Below are 16,768 nucleotides of genomic sequence, written 5' to 3'. Positions count from 1 at the left end.
AGGAGAATTACTATGTCGACTGCGTTGATTGATCTGGCCAGTCCTGAATACCGGCTGAGCCCCTGGGACATCTATCGGCGACTGCGTGACGAGCACCCGGCGTACTACATGCCTGGGGGCAGTTGGGACGGCGAAGACCTTTACGTGCTCAGCCGGTACGAGGACGTCGGCTTCGCACTCAAGGACAAGACCCAGTTCTCCTCGCAGATCCAGCAGGACAACTACATGAACCTGCCCATGCTGGTGAACCGAGACGCCCCCGAACACACTCGCCTGCGTCACTCGACCAACCGCGCCTTCAACGCCCGGTTGGTACGGCAGCTCAGCGGCTGGGTCCGCACTTTGGTCGACGAACTGCTCACCGAGCTATACCGACACGACTCGGTCGAGTTCGTCGACGCCTACTCCACGGCGCTACCGCTGCGTGTCGTAGGCGGCATGCTTGGAGTCCCGCTCGACCGCAAGGCAGATCTGCGGCGCTGGTCGCAGGCGGTGATGAATTCCTTCGCGGTGTCGGCAGGCCTCGACCCCGACAAGGTGCCCGGCTTCTTCGAAGACATCGTCGAGTTCAGCAACTACATGGAAGAACTCGCCCACGATCGCCGCGGCAAACCGAACCGCGGCGACATCCTCGGCGAACTGGTCGAGGAGCACGAAAGCGGTGCGTTGACGCGCGACGAAATGGTCACGATGGCCTGGTCGTTCATCGCCGCAGGCCACGAGACCACTATGAACCTGCTTGGTGGTGGCATCGAGCTGCTTCTGCGTGACCCCGGCCTCGCCGCCGAATTGCGCGCCGATCCGAGCAAGACCGCCGCGTTCATCGAGGAGTACTTGCGATTGAACAGCCCGACCCAGTGGCTGCTGCGTCGGACCGCGACAGAGGTCACCCTGCATGACACAACCATTCCCGCCGGTGCGCTGATCCACGTGGTGCTTGGGGCCGCCAATCGTGACCCACGACAGTTCGCCAACCCCGACGAGCTCGACTTGACCCGACCAAATGTCAACCGACACTTCGCCTTCGGTGCGGGCACGCACTTCTGCCCGGGCGCTGCTCTGTCACGCCTGTTGGCCGAAACGACGTTCACGGCGTTCTTGCCGGTGCTCGACCGCTTCAGCCTCGATGTCGAGCGGCCCGCGCAGTTGCGCAAGCAGCAGGGCTCCTATGGGTTCTCCCAGATGTGGATGAAGGTGCATCCGCAGGCAGAACAGGCTCTGTGAGTACCGACCTGGCGGTTCGGTGGTTGCGGGAGTTCGGGCGAAGCGCGCCAGGCCAGCCGGTGCTCGTGTGCCTTCCGCACGCCGGTGGAACGGCGGCCTTCTTTCGACCGCTGTCGGTGACGCTCGCCCAGACGCACAGGGTGCTTGCTGTGCAGTATCCCGGGCGACAAGATCGTTTCCGCGAACCGCTGATCGGGGACCTCGAGTCGTTGGCGAGCGCACTCGCCAACGTGCTGCGAACCAGCGTGGTAGGCCCGTTCGAACTGCTCGGTCATAGTATGGGCGCGCTGATCGGCTTCGAAGTCGCGCGCTTGCTCGATACCGAGGTATCCACGCGGGTGCGACACCTGACGGTTACCAACGCGCGCCCGCCTGCGACGTTCTCGCTGCGTCCCTATCTGCACGAACTCGGCGACGCACGGTTTGTCGACCGGGTCATCGCGTTGGGTGGGACGGAGTCGAGCATCTTAGACAATCCCGAGTCCCGGGCGATGTACCTACCGGCGCTGCGCAGCGACTATCGCGCGGTCGAACGCTACCGGGCGGCCGAATCAGCAACTGTCGGTTGCGGAATCACCGCGATAGCCGGGCTGCGAGACCCCCTCGTGTCGGCGGCTACCGCCGAAGGCTGGCGAGCCCACACCCGCGGGCGATTCAGGGTGCGCGTAGTGGACACCGATCACTTCGGAGTCCACCGCAACCCCACTCGGCTCGCCACCGAACTGCTGGCCGGAGCGAGCCTTCGGCAGAAAGACGCTTGAGTGAGACCTATGAAGTTGACCCGCCGCGAAGTCCTGCTGACGGCGACCGGTGCGTTTGCGGCGGCCGCGCTGCCAATCGTGCGGGCACCGATGAGCCGGGCCCGATCAGGGGCCGATGTAGTGATCGTCGGCAGTGGGTACGCGGGTGCGGTCACCGCACTTCGACTAGCGCAGCACGGAATTGCCTGCACCGTCCTAGAACGGGGACGGCGATGGCCGATCAGCGCGGCAGGCGTCACCTTCGCGACCGCAGCGAATCCCGATGCCCGCGCGCTCTGGCTGCCGGGAGTGGCGACGGGGGTACTCGAAGTCGTCGCCGGATCGGGTATCAACTGCTTCGCGGGTGCGGGCGTCGGCGGGGGTTCGTTAGTGAATTACACGGTGATGATGACTCCGGAGGAGGGCCTGTTCTCGGCCAGTTTCGGGGATCGGCTCGACTACGACGAGATGGTCAGCCACTGGTATCCACGCGCGCGTGACCTCATCGGCTGCAGCCCGATTCCCGATGATGTCCTTGCTGCCGACCAATACTCGGCCGCCCGCGCCTTCGACGAGGTGTCTCGTCGCGCGGGCCTCGAAGTGCGGCGAGTGCCGATGGCCACGGACTGGGATGTGGTGCGCGAGGAGATCCGCGGCCGAATCGGTCCGTCGGCCACTGTCGGGGACTGCATCCTCGGGGTGAACAGCGGCGCCAAGCTCAGTGTCGATCGCACAATCCTTGCTGCGGCCGAGGCGACGGGACTGGTCACCGTCCTTCCCCTCCACTCGGTGACGGACGTCCGCGCTGACGGCGATCGTTACACGCTCACGTGCGCGGTTCTCGATGCCTCCGGCGAGACGCGCACTACGACCGAATTCCAGTCCAGCACTGTGGTCTTCGCCGCGGGTTCAGTCGGCACCTCGAAGCTGTTGGTCCGTGCAAGGGCCCGAGGCGATCTGCCCCATCTGACCACCGATGTTGGGCGGTACTGGGGCTCCTCGGGTGACCACGTAACCCTCCGGCTCGGCAGGACCGCAGACGGACAGGGCGGACCGGCGCACATCGTCGCGCTCGACTGGCACAGCGGCCCAACACCGACCACCCTGCTGAATTTCCCCCTCGGCGTGCCCGTCCTTGGTGGCCTAAGCCAAAACGCCTTGGCGGTCAGCATCACCCCACCATCGGGCTCGCTGGTGTACGACTCGGCCATCGATCGGGTCGAGTTGCGCTGGCCGACTGAAGCCCCCGAGATCGCCCGGGTAACAAAGGATATCGGCACCATCCTGGCCAAGATCGACGCGGTGAGTTCGGGCTCGGCCCCTGCGCTCGCCCTACCTGCAGTGACCTCACACCCGTTGGGTGGTGCGGTGCTCGGCACGGTGACTGACAGCTACGGGCGTATCGACGCGCACCCCGGCCTGTACGTCGTCGACAGCTCACTCATTCCCGGTTCGACCGGAGCGGTCCCGCCGGCATTGACGGTGACCGCTCTGGCCGACCGATGCGCGAGCGCGCTAGTCGCGGACCTGACTCGTTGACCCCCTCGACTCGCACACCGATACGCAGATGGAGATACCGTGACAGTGTCCGTGGACGTCACTCCCGAAACTGACCGCCGTGCCGCAGGCTGGACGTTGGCGGCGGTGGCGATCGCGACCTTCATGCTCATGCTGGACCTCACCGTCGTGAACGTGGCGCTCTCAGACATTCGGGCCACGTTCGATTCCAGTTTCACCGAGCTGCAATGGATACTCGACGCCTACGCACTCGGTTTGGCAACGGTGCTGCTCGCTGCCGGGTCGCTGGCCGACCGTATCGGTCGGCGCCGCGTATTCCAGTACGGCATGGTCGTTTTCACCCTCGCTTCCCTGGCGTGTGGGCTGGCCACCAGCGACACCGTATTGATCGGCGCGCGGTTCGTACAGGGGCTCGGCGGTGCGGTTTTGTTCGCAGTCGGCCCCGCCCTACTCGGGCACGAGTTCCGGGGCAAGGACCGAGGCCGCGCGTTCGGCGTCTTCGGCGCAGTCGTCGGGTTGGCAATCGCGTTCGGCCCGTTGATCGGCGGTGTGCTCACCGAGACGTGGAATTGGCGCTGGATATTCCTCGTCAATGTGCCCTTCGCGGTGGTCGCGTTGCTGATCGGCCAGCAGCGGATGCGTGAATCCTCCGATAGGGACGCGCCGAGAGTTGATTGGTTCGGCATGGTGACGTTCTCCTCGGCGCTGTTCTTCCTCGTTTTCGCGCTGATGCGAGGTGAGACGAGCGGCTGGACCAGTGTGCCGGTCGTCGGCAGTTTCCTCGCGACGGTGGGATTGCTAGTCGTGTTCGCCATCATCGAGCGGCGGCGTGGCACCGAGGCGATGGTCGATCTGTCGCTGTTGCGAAACCGGACGTTCAACGGCCTGTCGATCGTAGCAACGCTATCGGCCATGTCGGTGATGCCTGCCCTGTTCCTGCTGATCTCTTATGTCCGCAATGTGCTGTCCTACACAGCCTTCGACAGCGGAATAAGGTTCTTGCCACTGACATTAACGCTGTTCGCCGCCGCAGTGGTCGCCGGAATTCTCACCGCCCGCGCCAATCCAGGGCTGCTGGTCGGTGCGTCGCAGCTGTTCATCGCCGCCGGTTTGGTTGCGGTGCTGTTGGTCGACACGGAATCGGATTGGACCGCGCTGATCCCCTCGATGCTGCTGATCGGCTTCGGCATGGGTTTGTTCAACCCGCCACGCGCCGCGATTGCGATCGCGGTGGTCACCCCGGACAAGGCGGGGATGGCATCGGGCATCAACGAGACAATGCAGCAGGCGGGCATGGCCATCGGAGTCGCCGCGCTGGGCTCGCTGTTCCATAGCCGGGTCGAGACGGCGTTCCATGAGACCGAGGTAGCCGGCCTCATGGGTGCTCGCGCTGGCGAGGCCGCGGAGGCAACCGCCGTCGGTGCGGGCCAGCAGGTCATCGACGCGGTGCCCGCCCCCATGGCCGCAGCAGTGGCCGACGCCGTCCGCAGCTCGTTCATTGCCGGTCTGCATGAAGTCCTGGTCGGCGCGGCGGTCGTCGCCGGGTTGGCCGGCATCGTGGCGCTGCTATCGATTCGTCGACGGGATCTGGACGCGAACGCGCTCGCCGCGCCCGGGGTGCCAGCCGAGGTGAAAGACAGCCACCCCCGACACAACACGGCCCAGGTTCGAGCGAATAAGGGGGGCGGCGGGCGGCCGCACTGGGCGTTCAGGACGTCATCGCGTTCACCTGGCGACCCCCGCGACCGTGGCTGCCGCGGCCTCGGGAAGTGACATCGTTCGCGGCGACATTGCGGAGATAATATTGATACCCATTGCCTGCCACGACTTTATGGAGCGTCGTGGTCATACCTCCGGCAAGCATTATTGCGGCCACAAAGTCCGGGGGGTTGGACTTTTCCGCAGGTCGATTTGTGTGTTTAGCGCGTATGTCCCCCTTCCGACATGACCACTGCGCCCACGATCATTCGATCGATGGGCAGGCGAGTGCTAGTTCGCCGAACGGCGGCGGAAGGGCAGGACGTTATCCGGGAGAGCTGACGGAAAATCTTGCGGGACAGCGGAAGCGACGTTCATCGGGTCGGTGCCGTCATCGGTGAGGTAGTCGCACAGCAGTTGTCCGTCCTCGGTCAGGTTGGTGTGGTCGGGTCGGATGTAGCGTTCGGTGACTCGAGAGTCGGCGTGGCCGGCGATCTGTTGCAGGCGGTGCAGGGGTACTCCGGCGTCGGCGTACCAGGTGAGTCCGGTATGGCGCAGGGTGTGACGCACGAGGTGTTCGTATCCGAGATCGGCGACGACTTGGTCCCAGTGGGTGGCGTCTCGGAGCGTGGCGGTGGTGATTCGTCCGCCGCGGGGGCCGGTGAACAGGCGCGCGTCGGGGTTGTTGGCGTGTGGGGCGATGAGTTCGGTGACCAGTGGTCGGATTTGGTCGATGATGGGGACGTAGCGGGCGCGGTTGCCCTTGGTGCCTTTGTCGCTGAGGCCGCCGGGGCCGGGTGTTGTTTGTCGTCGGACCGTCCAGACCCATGTTTCGGTATTGATGTCGCGGACGCGGCACCCGGAGACTTCGCCGATGCGTGCGGCGGTGCAGGCGCTGAACATGACGACATGGCCCCAGCCGCGGTAGGTCCCGTGGGAGGCGGCGACGAGTGCGTCGCACAGTTCGACGAGCGCCTGCCAGTGGGGAAGGGCAAGTGCGCGTGGGTCTTCGAGTTCGTCTTCGATCTGTTTGTAGAGGGCTTGCCAGCCGCGGACGCGGGCGGGATTGAGGTCGACCAAGCCGTCGCGTCTGGCTTGCTCCATGAGTCGGACCAGGACCGCGATGGTGTTCTTGACGGTGGACTTCGAGCAGCGGTCTTCTTCGATCCAGTGCACGAGGGCACGGTCGACGATCCCGTTGGTGATTGTCGGCACGAGCAGATGACCGAGGGTCGGCAATACACGCTTTCGCCACCCGCACAGGTACGGGTCGGTCGTTTTCGGTTCGAGTCCTTTGAGGGCAAGTTCCAAGTTGGCTGTGCCGTAGTCGGCCAGTGAGATGTTTGCTTTCCGGGGGTCGAGGCCGCGTTCGGAAAGCCTCCGCATCCGGTCGATCCAGTCCTGGGCGAGCTCTCTTGTTTCGAAGCTCTCGGACTTGGACCGACGTTCCTTCGTTGCCGGGTCGTGCCAACGCAGCCGTGCCCGGAAAGGCTTGCCGCCCCTTTTGGTTTGGAGGGTTTCGATATCGGGGGTCAGTTTGATTCCGATGGGGGTTTCGATGGCGCCATTCATCGCGTGACACCCCCTTCGGTGCCGCCCGGGGCGTTGCGCGGTCGGGGACTCCTCACTCCACCGGCTTGATGTGGCGCGCCTCGAGGTAAGCCTCCAGCTCGCTCTCTGGATACTTGGCCACACGTTCGGAGATCCGAACGAATCCTGGTCCCTCGACCGGTGTTCCGCGTTGCCATCGTCGCAACGTCGACGCGTCCACACCCAGAATCCGAGAAACCTGCCCCGTCGTATACATCCGCTGCTTCAGCAGTGACAGAGGTTCGTGATCCGACTCGGCCATGGCATACCCCCTCGTATGATCGGGCGGGGCGCTGAGAGCCGAAGACATCGATAGTCTTGGGCGAATGTCCGCGCCGATCGACGTTGGACACCAGTTCTCCCGCAGACATCCAGCCGCGGACAAGTCGGCCGAAGGAGATGGGATCGACCACTCTCAGTGAGATCACGAGGTGGTCGGCTGGCGCTGCATCCGGCTCCGCTGGTGCGGTTACCGGGAAACACCCACAGACAGGGCGCTCTAGCAGGGTATGCCGACGGCGAGAACCCGCGCAACCTTCCGGCACCCATCCGGTGTTGCTCGCCGGTGAAGGTGCTACTCGAGCGCGGCCACCACTTGGTCCAAGACCTGGTGACTGCCCGTTAGACCCGTTGACTACGTCTCTACCTGCAAGGACCGTTGGACCCGGGGCTTGCGCCCTGGTCCAAGATTGGTCCATGAAACCAACGAGGTCAGAGGTGGAAACCACCTCTGACCTGGTCGGGCTGACAGGATTTGAACCTGCGACCACCTGACCCCCAGTCAGGTGCGCTACCAAGCTGCGCCACAGCCCGTTCTGCGCCCGTTGCTGGGCGCTCGAAGAGATTACCTCAGGTTGGGCCGGGGGAGCGAATCGCCTGGTTAGCGGCGTGGCGGTGGGGTGGTGGGTGGGGTGAAAGGTGGTCGGGCGCAGGGGGTGTGATGGCGTCCGAGGGGGTGGGTGTGACGGGGGTCCGAGGGGGCGGGGGGATTGGCGGCGAGCAGTGGGGGCATCCCGAGGAGACGGAAAGTGTCGGGGCCTTCGGGCCCGGCGGAGTGGAAGGAGACGGCGGGTATGAGTCGGGAGCGGCGACTGGTCGAGGCGTTTGTGCAGCTGGCGGACTCGTTGGTGGAGGACTACGACCCGGTGGATGTGGTGCAGGAGCTGCTGGATCGTGCCGTCGACCTGCTACCTGTCGATACTGCCGCGGTGTTGCTGGCGGGGCAGGATGGTGAGTTGAAGGTGTTGGCTTCGACGAGTGAGGCGACGCGGTGGCTGGAGTTGCTGCAGATTCAGGCGCAGGACGGGCCGTGTGTGCAGTCGTATCGCAGTAGTGAGCGGGTGATTGTCGAGGACCTCGAGGAGGCGCGTGATCGGTGGCCTGCGTTCGCCAAACAGGCTCTGCTGGACGGTTTTCGGTCGGTGTATGCGTTGCCGCTGCGGTTGCGGATGGACCGGGTTGGCGCGCTGAATTTGTTCAGTGCCGGCGAGGAGCATTTGACCGAGGACGATTTGCTGGTCGGGCAGGCGCTGGCTGATATCGCGAGTATCGCGATTTTGCAGGCTCGGTTGCTGGCCGACCACAAGACAGTCAACGGGCAGTTGCAGCTGGCGTTGCAGAGCCGGATTGTGATCGAGCAGGCCAAGGGCATGTTGGCTGCGAACGGTGATCTCGATCCGGAGGCCGCGTTCGATGCGCTGCGTGGTTATGCCCGTCGCACGCGGGGGCGGCTGCCGGAGCTTGCTCGGGCTGTGGTCGACCGCGCGATCGACCCGAGCAAGATCCTCGAGCGTTGAGCTCACATGCGTTCGTGCACGGTCAGTAGCAGGTGGTCGAATCGGGTGCGCAGTTCGACCATCGGCCCGTCCAGCGTCGTGACCTCGGACACGAGCTGGGCGGCCAGTGCCCGCAATTTGGTCCCGGTCTCCTGGGAGCGCCAGATGAGCACCCGAAATGCCTGGTCGGCGGTGATCCCGTAGATGAGCATCAGCGCACCTTTGGCCTGCTCGATCTCGGCCCGCGCGGAGTACAGCTCGGGCAGCGCGCCGTCGAGGGTCTGCCTGCGGTCTTCTTCGAGCGCGTTGGTGATGTCGACGTAGTACCCCGAGGTGCCGACGATGGTGCCGTTGTCGTCGACCATGTCGTCGCCGACGACGAGGACGTGGTGCACGCACCCCTTGGTGTCGATGATCCGGTGGCGGCTGCAGAACGGCTCGCCCGTCTCGACGGTGCGGGCGATGATGTTCGCCACCTGCTCGCGGTCCTCGGGATGTTTGTGCGACAGCAGTAATTCGGTGGATGGCCGGACGGTCCCTGGCTCGTAGCCGTGGATGACCGCGACCTCGTCGGACCATTCCCAGCGCTGATCGGCCAGCCAGAAGCGAAAGGTGCCCGCGCTCTGCGCCCGTCCCGCGCCAAGCACTTCCTCGACCGGTCGAACCGTCGCCGACCCAGCAGCCCCGACGAGCACCGGGCTCGACGTTTCGTCGCCCCCACGTGCGACATCAACAGACTGATCCAACGACCTGCCCCTCTCAACCTAAGACCGATGTCAGTATCAAATTCGGTCGGCTGACGGGGTCTGGGGCAGCACGGTCCGGTCGACAAGAGTACCTGGGCGCACCGACTGTTCGTCAGCGAGGCGGGTCGCGGTCGAGAAAGGGGCGTGACCTGGCGAAACGTCGGGCTCAGACGTACCAGTGGGCCGTGCGCGCGACGTCGTATACCCGGTCGAAGATCCGGCCGTGCCGCACTCGCGCGGTGTCGAGCAGCTGCTCGCCGACACCGATCCGGCGCAGGCCGGGCCATGCGACGGTGTCCCGAAAGCGATAGTGCTGCCGCTGGATTCGACCGATGAAGCCCTCGATTCCGGTGTGCATCCGGATCCGGGCGGCCCAGGCGGCGGGGATGGGCGCGGGCAGTCGGTCGATCCGCGCCGTCAGGTGCTGGGTCGAGCTGGGTTGTGGCACAGTGATTCTCCGATCAGGCGCGCCGGGCGACGGTGAGCACGTCGGGCACGAACGGCTCCGGGAGCGGCCTGCGCACCGCGCGCTGTTCGGTGACCCGGAATCCGGCCGCCTCGACCAGCAGCCGCATCTCGTTGGGCGGTGGGAAGTAGGCGACGCTCTGAATCGGTGTGGGTTGCAACAACTGCGCGAACCGGTGCCGCGGATTGATCAGCACGATCGCGAGTAGTCCACCGGGGGAGAGGATTCGGTGGAACTCCGCGAGCGCCGCCGGATGGTCGAAGAAGTGGAAGGCGTGGGTCGAGACGACAGCATCCACCGCGCCGTCGGGCAGCCCTAGGTCCTCGGCCCGCCGGTTGATCCAATTCACCTGGCCGGAGCGCGCTTTCGCCTGCCGCAGCATGCCGGCGGAGGCGTCGCAGCCGTACACCACGTCGGGTTTCAGGTCCTGCTGGATGCGTGACGCGAGAATCCCTGTGCCGCAACCGACATCGGCCACCCGGCGAATATCGTCGCGCCGCAGCTTGGCGATGATCTCGTCCTGCGGCGGCCGGTAGGCGACCCGCTGTACCAGGGGAATGTTGTACACCCGGGCGAGCCGATTCCACCCCTGAGTGACGAGGCTGTTGAAGGCGCGGGTCGGTGCGTGCGGCATGGCGGCTGACATCGGTGTCCCTTCGGCGTAACTGGCCTCAAGACTAAATTGTCTGAGACAATTTAGGAAGCCTTGGCGGCGCTCAACGGTTTCGCGATGTCCTCGAGCGAACGCCCTTCCGCCTTTACGCCGTACGCCAGCTCGACGAGCCCGGCGGCGAACATCGCGGCGGCCCCGATCGCGAAGGCGAGCGCGGTCTTGCCCAGATCACCGTCGGCGGCCAGCTTCGAGAACACCAGCGGCCCGGCCACGCCACCCGCGACGGTCCCGATGGCGTAGAAGAACGCGATGGCCATCGCGCGCGTCTCCATCGGAAAGATCTCGCTCACCGTCAGATAGGCCGCGCTGGCGCCGCACGAGGCGACGAACAGCACCGCGGTCCAGCACGCGGTCAGCGTCACCGCCGACAACGCCCCGGCCGCGAAAAGCCATGCCGTGCCGAACAAGAGCACCGCCGAGCCGATGTAGCAGCCCGCGATCATCGGCTTGCGCCCCACCGTGTCGAACAGCTTGCCGAGCAGCAGCGGCCCGAGGAAGTTGCCGAAGCAGATCACGGCGAAGTAGTAACCGACGCGATCGTCGGCCACGTGGAACGACTTCGACAGGATGAGCGCGTAATTGAAGGTGATGGCGTTGTACAAAAACGCCTGCCCGATGAACAGCGAGAGCCCGAGCACGCCGCGCGTCGGATACTGCTTCACCAGCACCTCGGTGATCTCCCGGAAGCTGATGGTGCGCCGCTGGTGAATCTCGATCCGCTGATCCGACACGTCTTCCAGCTCGCGACCGGTGTCGGCGCGGACCTGCTTTTCGATATCGGCGACCGTCCGCTCGGCCCCGTCCTCGCGCTCGTGGATGAACATCCACCGCGGACTCTCCGGCACGTGTCGGCGCACCACCAGAATGACCAGCCCGAATATGGCACCGAGCGCAAAGGTTAAGCGCCAGCCGATATTCGCCGGAAACAGGTTGGTGTTCAACGCCACGATGGACAGCAGCGAACCGCCGACCGCGCCGAGCCAGAACGTCCCGTTGATCACAATGTCGATGCGCCCCCGATACTTTCGCGGGATGAGCTCATCGATCGCGGAGTTGATCGCCGCGTACTCGCCGCCGATGCCGAATCCGGTGAGGAAGCGGAACGCGATGAACCACCACATCGAAAACGACAGTGCCGTCATCGCGGTCGCGAACAGATACACGGCAAGGGTGATCAGGAACAGCTTCTTGCGGCCGAATCTGTCGGTGAGCCAACCGAAGAACAGCGCGCCGCAGCCGGCCCCGGCGACGTACATCGCCGCCGCGAGCCCGGAAACCTGTGCCGCAGTGATGGTTATGCCGCTACCCGGCTCAGAAAGCCGGCTGGCCACGCTGCCGACGACGGTGACCTCGAGGCCGTCCAGGATCCAGACGGAGCCGAGCCCGATCACCACCATCCAATGCCAGCGCGACCACGGCAATCGATCCAACCGCGCCGGAATATCGGTCGATATCGTCTTCACAGGCCACCCACCTTCGGTCAGTGCCGACCGGTTACCCGAGGTGAAGGCAAATATTCAGAGCAGTGTGAGGCTGCCGCTCGGTCCGTCGAGGGTGGCGATCAAGCCAGGTCGCAGGCCCGGCCGCACGGTGAGATCGGCCGACAGCGCGCGCAACCGAGCCGAGGTCTCCACGGGATCCGGATGCACGGCCTCGAACGCGCGCAGCGTCACCTGCGGCAGGCTCTCGGAAGGATGCGTGGTCGCACCCCAGTCGATAAGGAACGGAACCACACCAGTGTGGTTGGGCGACAACGTCAGCCGCCAGCGCAGCACCTGCCCGTCCGGCGTCTCGCGGGACATTTCGGAGGCGTCGCCGGGGTCGTAGCCGGCCGCACGAGCCTCGGCAACGGCCTCGTCGATGCCCGCCACCCGCGCCGCCCAGGTCACCAGCCGCGACTCGGTCAACGCATCGACCCCGAACGGTCGGGGGAGCGTGGGCGCAGGCTGGTCGTCGTCCGGACCGATGATCTCGAGATAGCCACCGTCGCCGAGACCGAGCAGGAAATTGCGTGTCCCTCGGCCGCCATGCCGCCCACCGGGGACGGGCGCCACGCCGAGCAACCGCGTCACCGTAGCCACCGCATCCGGCAGATCCGGCGTCGCGAGCACCAGATGATCCAACCTACTCACTCCGCAAACCCTAGCCACGCGTAGCCGATTTCTCGCTCCGCGATCGGTACCGAGCGAGTGTGAGCTACGCTGCGCCGAAGTGAAACCTGTTACAGAAAGTGGTCGCGCGATGAAGGTGATGTTCGCACTCTGGGACATCGGCGATCTCCTCGCCGACGAGCTGACCGCTCGCCTGGCGACCGCCGGAACCGTTGCCGTGCAGGCGAATATCTCCGACGTCACGGTGGCGAACGCGATGTTGCGGCTGACCGCCTTCGATGAACCGGTGGCGGCAGTAGTGAGCGTGTGGGTAGCCCGCCGCCGCGAAGCCGCTGCCGTCGCAGGCATTCTCGCCTCGGTGGCGCAGGGCGTCGCCGGTTGGCGCGTCGAGGAGACGCGGCCGATCGACCCGCCCTTCGTTCCGCTCCGCGAGCGGGCGCCCGGCCTGGCCAACCTCGCATTCCTACGCCGACCCCACACCTTGGCGCAGGCCGACTGGCTGCATCGCTGGCGTGATCAGCACACCGAGGTCGCCATCGCCACCCAGGCGACCTTCGGTTACGTCCAGAATCTCGTGCTCGAACCCGTCACCGACGCGGCGCCCGATATCGCGGCCATCGTCGAAGAACTGTTCCCGATCGAGGCTCTGACTGACCCGCATGCCTTCTACGGCAGCGCGGGCGACAACGCCGAACTGACCCGCCGCATCGATCGATTGATGAAGAGCGTCAACACCTTCGGCGCGGACCGCGACATCGACGTGGTCCCGACCAGCCGCTACCTGCTGCGCTGAGCCAACCTCTCGGCATCGATCGCCGCGACTGAGGCGCGCAGTGCCGAGCGGGCGGCGAGCACGGCGGGATGGTCCCCGGTGCCGCGCCGATACGCCAGCAACGTCCGGCGCCGCGTCGCCAGCGGCGTCAGCGTGACCTCCGCCGGACACGTCAACGCGCCGAGCTCCGGCACCAGCGACACCCCTTGCCCGGCCGCGACGAGGGCGAGCACGGTGCCGAAGTCGTCGGCGTGATGCCGAATCCGCGGCGTGAATCCCGCTGCCTGACAGGCGCGCACGGTCATCGTGTGACACAACGTATCGGGAGTGCCCGCGATCCAGGATGTTTCGCGCCGAGACGCCAGCGGCTCGTCGGAAAGCGCTGCCAGATAGATGGTCTCCTCGAGCAGCGGCTCGGTGTCCAGCGCCGGATCCGGCTCGACGGGCACATAGTCGTACTCCTGAACCAGCGCGACATCCAAGGTTTCCGCCCGCAACGCGGCGGGCGCGGTCGCCGGGTCCAGTTCGGTCACCATCAGCTCGAGCCCCGGATGATCACGGCTCAACGCGACGAGCGCGGGGGACAGGATCGTCCGAACCGCCGTCGGGAACGCCCCGATCCGCAGGGTTCCGGTCAGTTCGGCGCGAGTGGTCGCCAGCTCGGCGGCCGCCTGTTCGAGCACCGCGAGGATCGTCTCCGCGTGCTCGACGAGCGTGCGCGCGGCCGGCGTCAGCGTGACCCGTCGCCCGGTCCGCTCCAGCAACGGCACGCCCGCCTCGCGTTCGAGCGCGCTGAGCTGCTGCGAGACGGCCGAGGGCGTGTAGGCGAGCGCGTCGGCGACCGCCGCGATGGTCTCGCGATGCGCCAGCTCGCGCAGCAGCCGCAACTTGCGAATATCGAGCATCAGTCGATCTTATGCTCGACTGTAGAAACGTGAACTGGACCTGAAGGTTCAAGCTGGTCAAGCTCTTACCTATGACGCTCGCAGGCTTATTCGTCCCCCTTGTCACGCCGTTCACCGCCGACGGCGCGCTAGCCGCCGACGCGTTGGCGGGATTGGCCCACTCGGTCCTGGCCGACGGCGCGACCGGGCTCGTCGCGCTCGGCACGACCGCGGAAGCCGCCACCCTGAGCCCGGCCGAACGCGAGCGCGTCGTCGACATCTGCGCCAGCGTGTGCCGAGAACACCACGCCCCCTTGATCGTCGGCGCGGGCTCCAACTCCACCGGCGATTCGATCGAAGCGGTCTCGGCCCTCAGCTCGGACATCGCCGCCGCTCTCACCGTGGTCCCGTACTACACGCGCCCCTCCGAGGCCGGCGTCCTCGCCCACTTCCGCGCCCTCGCCGCCACCAGCCCCGTGCCGCTCGTCATCTACAACATTCCGTACCGCACCGGCCGCACCCTGAGCGCCGACACCCTCCGTCAGCTGGCCGAGCACCCGAACATCATCGGCGTCAAACACGCCGTCGGCAGCATCGACGACGACACCATCGAGCTGATGCGCACGTGCCCAGCCGATTTCGCGGTTCTCGCGGGCGACGATATCTACCTCTCGCCGCTGCTCGCGCTCGGCGCGACAGGCGGCATTCTCGCCTCGGCAAACCTCGCCGCCGCGTCCTTCACCGCGCTCGTCAGGGCCTGGCGCGAAGGTCGGCTCGACGAGGCCCGAGCCCTGGGTCACCGCCTCGCCGCCCTGTCCAGCGCCCTGTTCGCCGAGCCGAACCCCGTCGTCATCAAGGCGGCGCTGGCGGCCCAGGGACGCATCCCCAGCCCGGCCGTCCGACTGCCGCTGCTACCCGCCAGCGAGGCCGCGACAGCCGCCGCCCTGACCGCTTTGGGAAATTCTTCTGTCGAATTGCCAGAGAAATTGCTGGTGTAGGAGGCGAAGAGATGGAACGCTGAAGCGGTGACTCAACCTCCGGATAATCAGGCAGCGGCGCCTGACCCGACCGCCGACAAACTAGACCCGGCGGTCTTGAAAGTAGCGGGCGTGGTCGTGCTCGGCGCGATCATGTCGATCCTGGACATCACCGTCGTCAATATCGCGCTGCCCACCTTCCAAGCCGAATTCGAAACGAGCTACGCCATCGCGGCGTGGACGATCACCGGCTACACCCTCGCTCTTGCCACCGTCATTCCGCTCACCGGGTGGGCAGCGGACCGGTTCGGCACCAAACGCCTGTACATGGCGGCGTTGACCTTCTTCGTACTCGGGTCCGTGCTGTGCGCCACCGCATGGAACATCGAGTCGCTCATCGCATTCCGCGTGATCCAGGGCATCGGCGGCGGCATGCTGATGCCGCTCGGCATGACGATCATGACGCACGCGGCAGGCCCGCAGCGGGTCGGCCGGGTGATGGCGGTGCTCGGCGTGCCGATGCTGCTCGGACCAATCTGCGGCCCGATCCTCGGCGGCTGGCTGATCGAATTCCACTGGCAGTGGATCTTCCTGATCAACGTGCCGATCGGCGTCATCGCGCTGATCCTGGCCTACGTCGTGTTCCCCGCGGACAAGCCGGAGCCGTCGGAGTCGTTCGACTTCCTCGGCATGCTGCTCGCCTCGCCCGGACTCGCGTTGTTCCTGTTCGGCGTCTCGTCGATTCCCGGCGAGGGCACGGTGGTAGCGACAAAGGTGTTGCTGCCCGCGATCATCGGCGCTGTGCTGATGGTGCTGTTCGTGTTCCACGCGCTGCGCACCGAGCACCCGCTGATCGATCTGCACCTGTTCCGCAACCGCTCGCTGACCTTCGCGGTGCTCACCATGGTGCTGTTCGCGATCGCGTTCTTCGGCGGCGCGCTGCTGCTGCCGACGTATCTGCAGCAGGTCCGCGGTGAATCGGCGCTACAGGCCGGATTGCTACTCATCCCACAGGGTTTGGGCGCGATGGTCACCATGCCGGTCGCGGGCAAGCTGGTCGACAAGATCGGGCCGGGGAAGATCGTGCTGGTCGGCATCACGCTGATCGCGGTCAGCACGGTGTTCTTCACCCAGCTCACCGTGGACACCTCGTACCCGCTGATGCTCGGCGCGCTGTTCGTGATGGGTCTCGGTATGGGCTGCACGATGATGCCGATCATGACCGCGGCCATCCAGACGCTGAGTCATCAGCAGGTCGCCCGTGGTTCGACGCTGATGAACATCGTCAACCAGACCGCCGGTTCGATCGGCACCGCGACCATCTCGGTGGTGCTGACCAACTTCCTGAACAACAGGGAATTCGCCAAGCCGGCGATCGCGGCCAACGCCAATCCGGAGTTCGCGAGCAAGCTGCCACCCGGCGTGCTGGAGGCCGGATTGAGCCAGGCCGCATCGGCATTCAGCCACACCTACGTCGTGGCGCTGGTGCTGACCATCCTCACCTTGGTTCCCGCGTTCTTCCTGCCGCGCACCAAGCCGAAGAATCCGGAGCTCACCGACGCGGTTGCCGCAGTGCACGTTTAGTGATCACGCG

At 65.8% G+C, this 16,768-nt stretch carries 16 protein-coding genes and 1 tRNA gene; 8 read left to right on the top strand and 9 right to left on the bottom strand.

Annotation, left to right across the window (positions count from 1 at the left end):
- Positions 1–12: 12 nt before the first annotated feature.
- From ACIBK2_RS01760 to ACIBK2_RS01745, 4 genes are read left to right on the top strand one after another with little or no spacing between them, the layout of a single operon-like run.
- The gene (locus ACIBK2_RS01760; protein WP_396962514.1) at positions 13–1,224 is read left to right on the top strand and encodes a cytochrome P450; all 1,212 of its coding nucleotides are present in this window, start codon (positions 13–15) and stop codon (positions 1,222–1,224) included.
- The gene (locus ACIBK2_RS01755; RefSeq protein WP_396962512.1) at positions 1,221–1,985 is read left to right on the top strand and encodes a thioesterase II family protein; all 765 of its coding nucleotides are present in this window, start codon (positions 1,221–1,223) and stop codon (positions 1,983–1,985) included. The genes ACIBK2_RS01760 and ACIBK2_RS01755 overlap by 4 nt, the downstream gene beginning before the upstream one ends.
- Before the next feature lie 9 nt (positions 1,986–1,994).
- Positions 1,995–3,503: an FAD-dependent oxidoreductase gene (locus ACIBK2_RS01750; protein ID WP_396962510.1), complete on the top strand. Its 1,509-nt coding sequence runs from the start codon at positions 1,995–1,997 to the stop codon at positions 3,501–3,503.
- Positions 3,504–3,542: 39 nt separating this feature from the next.
- A complete protein-coding gene (locus ACIBK2_RS01745) occupies positions 3,543–5,255 on the top strand; it encodes an MFS transporter (RefSeq protein WP_396962508.1) in 1,713 nt (570 codons plus the stop codon).
- Between the two features lie 216 nt (positions 5,256–5,471).
- On the opposite strand, the gene ACIBK2_RS01740 is transcribed toward ACIBK2_RS01745, so the two are convergent.
- The 3 genes from ACIBK2_RS01740 to ACIBK2_RS01730 all read right to left on the bottom strand — a co-directional run bounded on the left by ACIBK2_RS01740 (position 5,472) and on the right by ACIBK2_RS01730 (position 7,583).
- Positions 5,472–6,752, bottom strand: a complete 1,281-nt coding sequence (locus ACIBK2_RS01740) for a tyrosine-type recombinase/integrase (RefSeq protein ID WP_396962506.1) — start codon at positions 6,750–6,752, stop codon at positions 5,472–5,474.
- A gap of 52 nt (positions 6,753–6,804) precedes the next feature.
- Positions 6,805–7,032, bottom strand: a complete 228-nt coding sequence (locus ACIBK2_RS01735) for a helix-turn-helix transcriptional regulator (protein ID WP_396962504.1) — start codon at positions 7,030–7,032, stop codon at positions 6,805–6,807.
- 474 nt (positions 7,033–7,506) lie between these two features.
- Positions 7,507–7,583: transfer RNA gene (locus ACIBK2_RS01730), tRNA-Pro, on the bottom strand.
- A gap of 260 nt (positions 7,584–7,843) precedes the next feature.
- Between ACIBK2_RS01730 and ACIBK2_RS01725 the strand changes: the two genes are divergently transcribed.
- A complete protein-coding gene (locus ACIBK2_RS01725; protein WP_396962502.1) occupies positions 7,844–8,566 on the top strand; it encodes an ANTAR domain-containing protein in 723 nt (240 codons plus the stop codon).
- A gap of 2 nt (positions 8,567–8,568) precedes the next feature.
- Here ACIBK2_RS01725 and ACIBK2_RS01720 read toward each other — a convergent pair whose 3' ends face one another.
- From ACIBK2_RS01720 to ACIBK2_RS01700, 5 genes are all read right to left on the bottom strand, one after another.
- Positions 8,569–9,291: a PAS and ANTAR domain-containing protein gene (locus ACIBK2_RS01720; protein WP_396962499.1), complete on the bottom strand. Its 723-nt coding sequence runs from the start codon at positions 9,289–9,291 to the stop codon at positions 8,569–8,571.
- 166 nt (positions 9,292–9,457) lie between these two features.
- A complete protein-coding gene (locus tag ACIBK2_RS01715) occupies positions 9,458–9,739 on the bottom strand; it encodes a hypothetical protein (protein WP_396962497.1) in 282 nt (93 codons plus the stop codon).
- A gap of 13 nt (positions 9,740–9,752) precedes the next feature.
- The gene (locus tag ACIBK2_RS01710; protein WP_396962495.1) at positions 9,753–10,403 is read right to left on the bottom strand and encodes a class I SAM-dependent methyltransferase; all 651 of its coding nucleotides are present in this window, start codon (positions 10,401–10,403) and stop codon (positions 9,753–9,755) included.
- Positions 10,404–10,453: 50 nt separating this feature from the next.
- Positions 10,454–11,893: an MFS transporter gene (locus tag ACIBK2_RS01705; protein ID WP_396962493.1), complete on the bottom strand. Its 1,440-nt coding sequence runs from the start codon at positions 11,891–11,893 to the stop codon at positions 10,454–10,456.
- Between the two features lie 54 nt (positions 11,894–11,947).
- Positions 11,948–12,562 carry a VOC family protein gene (locus ACIBK2_RS01700; protein ID WP_396962491.1) on the bottom strand — a complete coding sequence of 205 codons (615 nt, stop codon included), beginning with the start codon at positions 12,560–12,562 and terminating at the stop codon, positions 11,948–11,950.
- 109 nt (positions 12,563–12,671) lie between these two features.
- On the opposite strand from ACIBK2_RS01700, the gene ACIBK2_RS01695 reads away from it, so the two are divergent.
- Complete coding sequence (locus ACIBK2_RS01695; protein ID WP_396962489.1) at positions 12,672–13,334, top strand: hypothetical protein; 663 nt, start codon at positions 12,672–12,674, stop codon at positions 13,332–13,334.
- On the opposite strand, the gene ACIBK2_RS01690 is transcribed toward ACIBK2_RS01695, so the two are convergent.
- On the bottom strand, positions 13,319–14,218 hold the full coding sequence (locus ACIBK2_RS01690; RefSeq protein WP_396962487.1) for a LysR family transcriptional regulator: 900 nt from the start codon (positions 14,216–14,218) through the stop codon (positions 13,319–13,321). The two genes, ACIBK2_RS01695 and ACIBK2_RS01690, sit on opposite strands and share 16 nt — an antisense overlap.
- Before the next feature lie 71 nt (positions 14,219–14,289).
- Here ACIBK2_RS01690 and dapA point away from each other — a divergent pair, with 71 nt between their 5' ends.
- Entirely contained in the window at positions 14,290–15,195 is a 906-nt protein-coding gene (dapA, locus tag ACIBK2_RS01685; RefSeq protein ID WP_396962485.1) for a 4-hydroxy-tetrahydrodipicolinate synthase, read from the top strand.
- A gap of 27 nt (positions 15,196–15,222) precedes the next feature.
- On the top strand, positions 15,223–16,758 hold the full coding sequence (locus ACIBK2_RS01680; protein ID WP_396962483.1) for a DHA2 family efflux MFS transporter permease subunit: 1,536 nt from the start codon (positions 15,223–15,225) through the stop codon (positions 16,756–16,758).
- Positions 16,759–16,768 lie beyond the last annotated feature (10 nt).

The organism is Nocardia sp. NPDC050175 (assembly GCF_044459885.1).
Taxonomy (GTDB): Bacteria; Actinomycetota; Actinomycetes; order Mycobacteriales; family Mycobacteriaceae; genus Nocardia.
This window is presented reverse-complemented; position numbering and strand designations above follow the sequence as displayed.